This is a genomic window from Collinsella sp. CLA-ER-H2 (assembly GCF_040092405.1).
Taxonomy (GTDB): domain Bacteria; phylum Actinomycetota; class Coriobacteriia; order Coriobacteriales; family Coriobacteriaceae; genus Collinsella.
Window position 1 is genome coordinate 19347 of the sequence record NZ_JBBNLO010000028.1, and the last position, 8297, is coordinate 27643.

8 protein-coding genes are annotated in these 8297 nt (G+C 59.5%); 5 read left to right on the plus strand and 3 right to left on the minus strand.

The window, feature by feature from the left end; all coding sequences use genetic code 11:
• Positions 1 to 13: 13 nt before the first annotated feature.
• The 5 genes from AAAX59_RS08125 (at position 14) to AAAX59_RS08145 (ending at position 6285) form a co-directional block, all read left to right on the plus strand.
• Entirely contained in the window at positions 14 to 1720 is a 1707-nt protein-coding gene (locus tag AAAX59_RS08125; RefSeq protein WP_349071408.1) for a phospho-sugar mutase, read from the plus strand.
• Positions 1717 to 3066 (plus strand): sugar phosphate nucleotidyltransferase, encoded by a 1350-nt coding sequence (locus AAAX59_RS08130; protein ID WP_349071409.1) that lies wholly within the window; start codon positions 1717 to 1719, stop codon positions 3064 to 3066. Before AAAX59_RS08125 ends, AAAX59_RS08130 begins: the two co-directional genes overlap by 4 nt.
• Positions 3067 to 3126: 60 nt before the next feature.
• Positions 3127 to 4386 (plus strand): nucleotide sugar dehydrogenase, encoded by a 1260-nt coding sequence (locus AAAX59_RS08135; RefSeq protein WP_349071410.1) that lies wholly within the window; start codon positions 3127 to 3129, stop codon positions 4384 to 4386.
• Between the two features lie 62 nt (positions 4387 to 4448).
• Positions 4449 to 5372 (plus strand): hypothetical protein, encoded by a 924-nt coding sequence (locus AAAX59_RS08140; protein ID WP_349071411.1) that lies wholly within the window; start codon positions 4449 to 4451, stop codon positions 5370 to 5372.
• A gap of 10 nt (positions 5373 to 5382) precedes the next feature.
• A complete protein-coding gene (locus AAAX59_RS08145; protein ID WP_349071412.1) occupies positions 5383 to 6285 on the plus strand; it encodes a hypothetical protein in 903 nt (300 codons plus the stop codon).
• A 362-nt stretch (positions 6286 to 6647) separates the two neighbouring features.
• Here AAAX59_RS08145 and AAAX59_RS08150 read toward each other — a convergent pair whose 3' ends face one another.
• The 3 genes from AAAX59_RS08150 to AAAX59_RS08160 all read right to left on the minus strand — a co-directional run bounded on the left by AAAX59_RS08150 (position 6648) and on the right by AAAX59_RS08160 (position 8160).
• Positions 6648 to 7028 carry a transposase gene (locus tag AAAX59_RS08150; RefSeq protein WP_349071413.1) on the minus strand — a complete coding sequence of 127 codons (381 nt, stop codon included), beginning with the start codon at positions 7026 to 7028 and terminating at the stop codon, positions 6648 to 6650.
• 116 nt (positions 7029 to 7144) lie between these two features.
• Entirely contained in the window at positions 7145 to 7393 is a 249-nt protein-coding gene (locus AAAX59_RS08155) for a transposase (RefSeq protein WP_349071414.1), read from the minus strand.
• 89 nt (positions 7394 to 7482) lie between these two features.
• On the minus strand, positions 7483 to 8160 hold the full coding sequence (locus AAAX59_RS08160; protein ID WP_349071415.1) for a hypothetical protein: 678 nt from the start codon (positions 8158 to 8160) through the stop codon (positions 7483 to 7485).
• Between the last annotated feature and the right edge of the window lie 137 nt (positions 8161 to 8297).

The window sequence follows — 8297 nt, forward strand, 5'->3', positions numbered from 1 at the left end:
GGGAAATTGAAAGATGAAATCAAACATCTGCAATTTTGATGATTGGGTTTCGAGTGTATCTGCGGGGGAGCGGGACGCTATCGAGGCCATGTCCGCCTCCGAGCGCAAGGACGCGTTCTACCGCGACCTAGCATTCGGCACTGGCGGCCTGCGCGGCAAGCTGGGCCTGGGGTCCAACCGCATTAACTCCTACACCGTGGGCAAGGCCACGCAGGGCCTCGCAGACTGGCTGAACGCGAACCTTGAGGGCCCGACGGTTGCCCTGTGCCGCGATACGCGCCACGGCAGCGAGGAGTTCGTGCGCCGCGCGGCGTCGGTGCTGGCGGCCAACGGAATCAAGACATACATGTACGAGCGTGTGGAGCCCACACCCGCCCTCAGCTTCGCCGTGCGCGAGCTGGGGTGCTCTGCGGGCGTCAACATCACCGCGAGCCACAATCCGGCCGCCTACAACGGCTACAAGGTCTACGGCGCGGACGGTTGCCAGATCACGGTGGCGACGGCCGAGGCAATCCAGGCGGCCATTGACGCCGTGGACCCGTTCGAAGACGTGAGGGCCATGCCCTACGACGAAGCCGTGGCAAGCGGCCTTGCGCTCACCATCGACGAGGCAGTCATCGAGAAGTTCGTCGACCTAGCGGCCGCCCAGGCGACCGGCGTGGACTGTTCGGGCCTGTGCGTCGTGTACACGCCGCTGCACGGCGTGGGCCTGGAGTGCGTCTCCGGGGCCCTCGCCAAGATCGGCGTGACCGACATCCGCGTGGTCGAGGAGCAGGCCGTGCAGGACGGGGCGTTCCCGACCTGCCCGTACCCCAACCCAGAGGTGCGCGAGGCGCTTGAGCTCGGCCTCGAGCTCTGCGAGGAGACGAAGGCTGACCTCCTCTTCGCCACCGACCCCGACTGCGACCGCCTGGGCATCGCCGTGCCCCACGGGGGCGAGTACGTGCTCCTCTCCGGCAACGAGGTGGGGCTGCTGCTGCTCGACATGCTGGCCGAGCGGGCCGCCGGGAGCGGCGAGGACCTCTCGCGCAGAGTCGCCGTGACCACCGTGGTCTCTGCCCCCATGGCCGACGACCTCGCCCGCGCGTACGGCTTGGAGCTGCGCCGCACGCTCACCGGCTTCAAGTTCGTCGGCGAGCAGATAGGCCTGCTCGAGTCCCAGGGCCGCGAGGCGGACTTCCTATTTGGCTTCGAGGAGTCCTACGGCTATCTCGCCGGCACCCACGCCCGCGACAAGGACGCCGTGGTGTCGTCCGTGCTCGTCTGCGAGCTCGCCGCCCACTGGAAGGCGAGGGGCCTGGACCTCTACGAGGCCATGCAGAGGCTCTACGTGGAGCACGGCTTCTGGGCGAGCGCGCTGCTCTCCAAGGCGTACGAGGGCCCGGAGGGCGCCGCGGACATGGCCGCCATCATGGCCGGCCTTCGCGCTAACCCGCCTGCGGAGCTCGCCGGCGTGCCCGTCGACCAATTCGTCGACTACGCCGTTGGCGTCGAGATGCCCGCCGTGAACCCCTCCGACCCGAAGCCCCAGCAGCTCCCTCGGGCCGACGTCCTGGAGCTGCTCCTGGCCGGCGGCTCCCGCGCGATCGTGCGGCCCTCCGGCACCGAGCCGAAGGTCAAGGCCTACGTGTTCGCCACGGAGGCGACGGTGGAGGGGGCCGACTCCCTTCTTGCATCCATATCAGCCGAAGTCGAGTCCATCCTAGGGGGAACGAAGTGATCCACCTGATACTACTCTCCGGCGGCTCGGGCACGCGCCTGTGGCCGCTCTCCAACTCCTCGCGCTCCAAGCAGTTCCTGAAGGTGCTGCGCGATTCGCAGGGCAACCACGTATCCATGGTGCAGCGCGTATTCTCGCAGATACGATCTGTAGACGCAGACTTGGACGTGACCATCGCCACCTGCGCGGACCAGGAGTTCTCCATCCGCTCGCAGGTCGAGGGCGACTACGCCCTGGTGCTCGAGCCCGAGCGGCGCGACACCGCCCCGGCCATCATGCTCGCTTGCACCCACCTTGCCATGGAGCAGGGGGCCGATGCCGGCGACACCGTGATCGTGATGCCCATCGACTCCTACGCCGACCAGGCCTACTACGACGGGGTTGTGGGGCTCGACGATGCCGTCCAGTCTGGCTTCGCCGACCTAGTGCTCCTCGGCGTAGAACCCACCTACCCGAGCGTGAAGTACGGATACATCGTGCCGGGCGACACCGAGGGCAGCCCCCGCAGGGTGGCACGCTTCACCGAGAAACCTGACGGGGAGGCCGCCAAGGCGCTCATCGCCCAGGGCGCGCTCTGGAACTGCGGCGTCTTCGCGTTCAGGCTGGGCTACCTCACCGCCATCTCCGACGGCTACCTGAAGTCGGGCTCCTTCGACGAGTTCCGCTCGCGCTACGCGGAGCTGCCCAAGAACTCCTTCGATTACGAGGTTGTCGAGAAGGCCTCCTCAATCGGCGTCGTGCCCTATTCGGGCACCTGGAAGGACCTGGGCACCTGGAACACCCTCACCGAGGAGATGACCGACCGGGCGGCCGGGCGCGTCGTCGTGGACGGGGCCACGTGCTCAAACGTCCACGTGATCAACGAGACGGGCCTCCCCATGGTGGTGGCCGGACTTTCCGATGCAGTGGTCGTGGCCACGCACGACGGTATACTCGCATGCGGCAAGGAGGCCTCTGCCGGCATCAAGGGCCTCGTGGGCTCCGTCGCCGAGACCCGCCCCATGTACGAGCGCCGCCGCTGGGGCGAGTACCGCGTGCTCGACAGCTCCGCCTACCCTGGAGGCGCCAAGTCCCTCACCAAGGAGCTCGTCATCGCGAGCGGTAGGCAGATCTCCTACCAGCGCCACTCCTACCGCTCAGAGGTGTGGACGGTCGTGGCCGGCGAGGGCGAGGTCGTGCTCGACGGGCTCGTGCGGCAGGTACGCGCGGGCTGCGTTGTGAACATCGAGGTCGGCCACATGCACGCCGTGCGCGCCACGTCCTCCGACCTCCACATCATCGAGGTCCAGCACGGCGACGTGCTCACCGAGGAGGACATCGAGAGGTTCGGTGACTTCTGGAAGTAGAAGGACGTTTTCGATCGAAGCGCAATGAAACCAACGGATTTAGAGCTATATGGAGGCAATATGAAAATCTCAGTTGCAGGCACCGGGTACGTGGGCCTCTCACTGGCCGTGCTCTTGGCGCAGCACAACGAGGTGTGCGCGCTGGACATCGTCCCCGAGAAGGTCGAGAAGCTGCACAACTACGAGTCGCCCATTCGCGACGCCGAGATCGAGCGGTTCCTGGCCGAGGCCAAGGCCGGGGAGCGGGATTTGAACCTGAGCGCAACAGCTGACGCGACCGAAGCGTATGCAGGCGCCGAATACGTCGTGGTCGCCACGCCCACGAACTACGACTCGGACAAGAACTTCTTCGACACGTCCTCCGTCGAGGCCGCGATTGACGCGGCGCGCGCCGTGAACCCGGAGGCCTGGATCGTCATCAAGTCGACCATCCCCGTCGGCTACACCGCGGGCCTGCGCGAGAGGCTGGGCGACAGCAAGATCTTCTTCAGTCCGGAGTTCCTGCGCGAGAGCAAGGCCCTCTACGACAACCTGCATCCGTCCCGCATCGTGGTGGGCGCGCCCAAGGACGACCCCGAGGCCGTCGCGGCCGCTGAGAAGTTCGCCGGCCTGCTCGCACAGGGCGCCGACCCCGCCGAGCTCGAGCGCGTCAACGCCGACGGTACCAAGGGCATCCCGGAGCTCGTGCTGGGCACCACCGAGTCCGAGGCAGTGAAGCTGTTCGCCAACACCTACCTGGCGCTGCGCGTGGCCTATTTCAACGAGCTCGACACCTACTGTGAGGTCCGCGGCCTCAACACCCGCGACGTCATCGACGGCGTGTGCCTGGAGCCGCGCATCGGGTCGCACTACAACAACCCCAGCTTCGGCTACGGCGGCTACTGCCTGCCCAAGGACACCAAGCAGCTGCTCGCCAACTACAAGGACGTGCCGCAGAACCTGATCGAGGCCATCGTGGAGGCAAACCGCACGCGCAAGGACTTCGTCGCAGACGAGGTGCTGCAGATGGTGTGGGACCGCGTGTACGAGGGCAAGGAGAAGCCGGTCGTGGGCGTGTACCGCCTGACGATGAAGTCCAACTCCGACAACTTCCGCGCGAGCTCCATCCAGGGCGTCATGAAGCGCGTGAAGGCCAAGGGCGTGCCCGTGGTAGTCTACGAGCCCACGCTGGACGCGCCGGAGTTCTTCGGCTCCGAGGTCACGCACGACCTGGAGGCCTTCAAGGCCGGCTGCGACGTGATCGTCGCCAACCGCTGGAGCGACGAGCTCGCGGACGTGGCGGACAAGGTGTACACGAGGGATCTGTTTAAGAGGGACTAGTTTTTGATGCGGCGCTGGTTTGATGCTGGCGCCGCATTTGTGTTTGGGCATGGGGGCGTGCGATGAATCTGAATACTATTAAGAGAATTGCATATGCTTCTTCGGTTATGCTTGCGCTTCTGGCAACGCCGGGATTGATCGTTGTCGATCATTTTGTTTCTGACGATAATCAGGTTCACGTTAAAGCTTTGTTGTATTTTCTTTTAGTTGCCGGCTCCGTAGTTCTGATTGTTGTCCATGAGTTTTCGAAACAAAGGATAAAGCGAGTTAATTCAGAATTGGAGTCAAAGCTTTTCAAACAGAACGTCCAGCAGATCGTTGTTTCACAGTTGGTTAGACTTAACGAACGAAAGACAGACCTGATAAAGGAAAACACTTATTCGCTTTACCTGCATCCCAGAGATTTTCCTTATTGCTACAACGTCCATCAGTATCTTAGGGAGATATGCGGCTCGATGGAGAGCGTTGTTTCGGAAGTCATTTCGGCGAATATTAATAACATCGACGTTTCGCTTATTTATCGTTATCTCGATGACGCGAATGATAGCGATTGGAAATGGATTGTTGGAAGGTCAGGACTTAGTGGTGGCGCTGAGTTAAAAAGATTTATTGAAGATCCATCTACTCTGTACTTTAATTTAATAAATGGCAGATGTGACAATCCCATATTCTGCAACGATAAGTCCACCTCATCGCTTTATGCTCCGGGTAGACGTGACCGCCTATTTGGGTGTCAGGGGTCCTATTTCGCCATTAATCTAGAATGCAGAAATGCATCTTCCGTTCTTGTCGAGGCGGTGTTATTGCTTTCAACTTATGGCATTAATTTTGTCTCCATGGACGGCGATTCCGTAAATGTAGGGTCATTTAAGTTCATACTTCAACATGTTGTCATTCCTCCTTTTGTATCGCTTTTGCAGACGGAGTTCGCTGCCCTTTATATGCGCCATAATTGGGATGACGTTAAGCGTGTTAATTTAAGCTGATTGGAGTACTGTGTCGAAGAAAGGTGACGAGGAAAAACCAGCTGCGATCTCCGGCCTTAAAGGCAGCCCAGCTCTGTTGTGCTTTGTCAGCTTGACAATCATTGTTTTTATTCCAATTGCAGTGATGCTGCTGTATTCAGTCGGCTCGCCAAATGTTATAAAAACGCCCTGGAGTGCAGGGGATATGCTTGGGTATTGCGGAACGATGGGTGCAGCCTTCATCGCCTTGCTCGGTATCGTTTACGGCGTTTTTGACGCTTGGGAGCAGCAACGGGTGCAGAGCAGGAAAAGCATCGCGCCGCATTTTTCGATGGTGATCTTGACTCAGAAGAATAGGAAAGGCTTATCTTCTATGCTTCCCTTTGGCAGCGACGATGCTGTCAAATTGCACACTACTGATGCTGGCTATGGGGAAATCTCCAATGAGTATTGTGAGGTTGATGAGCGCGAGACTTACGTAATAATCGGCAATAAGATTGAGTATAAAGATGGGCTTAATAGCCATCAGTGGGAGTGCGTTAAATCTAAGTATATGTGTATGGTTGTGAACGGCCTTGAACTTTCATTACCCAACCAAACCATTTATGCTCCTTTGAGATTTACAAATACTGGCCTAGGTTGTGCGACCAACGTTAGGGTCGGTGTTTACCCTAAGGGCGAAGAATGGCGAGGAGTTAGAGCGATGACGCTCGATCATGGCGAGAGCTTTTACCTTGGGATTTATATCGACACCGAAAAATGTTCTCCAGTTGGAAAATATGAGCTGGGAATTGCTTACTATGATTGCTTCGGTTACAGATATATGCAAACTTTTGACTTGATCGTCGAGCAGGAAAAGGACGGTTCTTACGTTTCCAGGTTGGATTATGTAAGCAGGAAGGCCATGATTGCCGATCCAGCCTCTTCGAATTAGGCTTCGGCTAACCTCATTCGAATATGGGAAATGCTGCCCCGCATTGTGTGCGAACTGATTAACGTCATTGGTTCCGCGCTCTGCTCTTCTCTGGGTTTTCACGTTGACAAGGCGTTTTGGCTTCCGTTTTTGGTGGGGAAACCGTTCATGATGATTTTGAATGGAGCGTGAACGTAGTCCAGTGGAACGAACGAGCGTAGATAGCCGTTTTGTAATGAAAGAGATGGCTCAGCTAGGTTGATATGATCCGGTGAGTAAAGATCGCCTCATGCGTCCATCGCGCTAAACCGGCAACCTCTTTTGGGAGGTGCCGTCAAGATTCTTTCGCAAATTGATTTAGCCGTCCTCGGCCCCGTCCTCTTCTAGCCCTCCGCCTTTCCCCTCAGCTCGTCCATCTCCTCCAGCTTGAACATGTCCAGGTACCTCCTCTTGCCCCACTCGTGCTCCACTATGCACTTCAGCTTCGCCGTCACTAGCATGGGGGCCGAATTGCCGTCCGGGAAGGCCCCGACGACCCTCGTCCTCCTCCTGGTCTCGCGGTTGATGCGCTCGATCCCGTTGTTCGTCCTGATCCGGCGCCAGTGCTCCGGCGGGAATTCCGTGTAGGCAAGCGTCTCGGCGAACCCGTCGCGCTCCGTCCTCGTGCCCGCCCCGAGCCGTATCGACTCCAACTCGTCCGCCACCTCCCCGGCCTTCCTGCCGCATGCCTCGCGCGATTCCTGCGCGTGGATCGCCTTCAACATGCGCTACGGCCTTTCGCCTGGTCACGGGAACCCTTTCCAGCACGTTGCGGTAGAAATCACCGCGCAGTGCCGATGGCGGGCCCCGGTGAACACCTCCCCGAGCGCACCGAGCATCCTCACGCACTTGTTTCGACCTTCCCGGCTCCAATGGCGAGCTTTCTGGCATACCGGACGCTGCGGTAGGCCTCCCAGCCCGCCTTCTTCTCGTAGCGCTCGGCTCTGACGAGTTCGGACGCCTCTTCGTCGAGCAGCGCGTTGGTCGTCTCCTCGACGGTCTTCCTCACCAGATTCTTTATGTCCTTGCGCAGCGACTCCTCGTCGGTTGGTACGATGTTCGCAGACGCGTCCCGTGCTCCCTTCGTCAATGATTTGTTGTTTAGTCGCTGGAATCCATATGACGGGGCGTGGGCCGTGTTCCGCTATGCGGTTGTCAATTTGCGAAAGAAATTATGCGTCACCTCTGAATCCCCGAGATGCTCGGCGGGAACGACTGGTTATCAGCGTCAATGGAAAAGCTCTCTTCCTTGGCATCTAGGCGCTGCTGAATGCGGTCGGCGTACTTCTCTGTCCATTCTTCGGCCTTGCCATTTCGCACAAAGTAATTGTTGGATAGGTCGGTCGAGCGGTAGGCGTAGTCGTCCTTTTGGTAGTTTGCCGTGTGGTCGGAGTGGGCGATTGCCATGAGCTCGTCGGTTTGGCCAAAGTACAAATGGCGCTGGTCAAGGTCTCCGTACCAGTTGTCGCTGGTGTCGTCCCAGGTTAGGTCCATCTGGCACCATTTGCCGTCGATTTTTACAGCGTTCCAGGTGTGGCCGTTGCCGGTGATGCGGCCGTTGGCGATGCCCGCGGCGTCAAGGAGCTTGGAGTAGATGCGCTGATAGCTCTCGCAGATGCCCTGGTGACGCGTGAGGCCGCTTTCGGCCGAGCACCAGTTGAGGTTGTGGTCGTGCTCCAGCTGGTCGAGCGTCCAGTCGTGGAGCCACAGGGCGCGGGCGTAGTCGGACCCGTCGGTATCGGCGCTGCATTTGTCGACTGCGGACTTCACGATGGCGCTGACCGCCGGATAGGCGTCGTCGTTCGCGCTCGCAAACACGTTTGAGCGCAGATAGTACACGCCGGCCGCCTTATCCATCAGGTAAAAGCGACGCTCCTATAAGTTGTCAAGAGGCAGTTTGCGGGAGCGTTCTCTCCAATTCGCACAGGAGCTCGTAATACCTCCTCTCCAGTTTCGTCGACCGCCGTTTCCCCCGTTCCAAGTGCCCGAGTGTG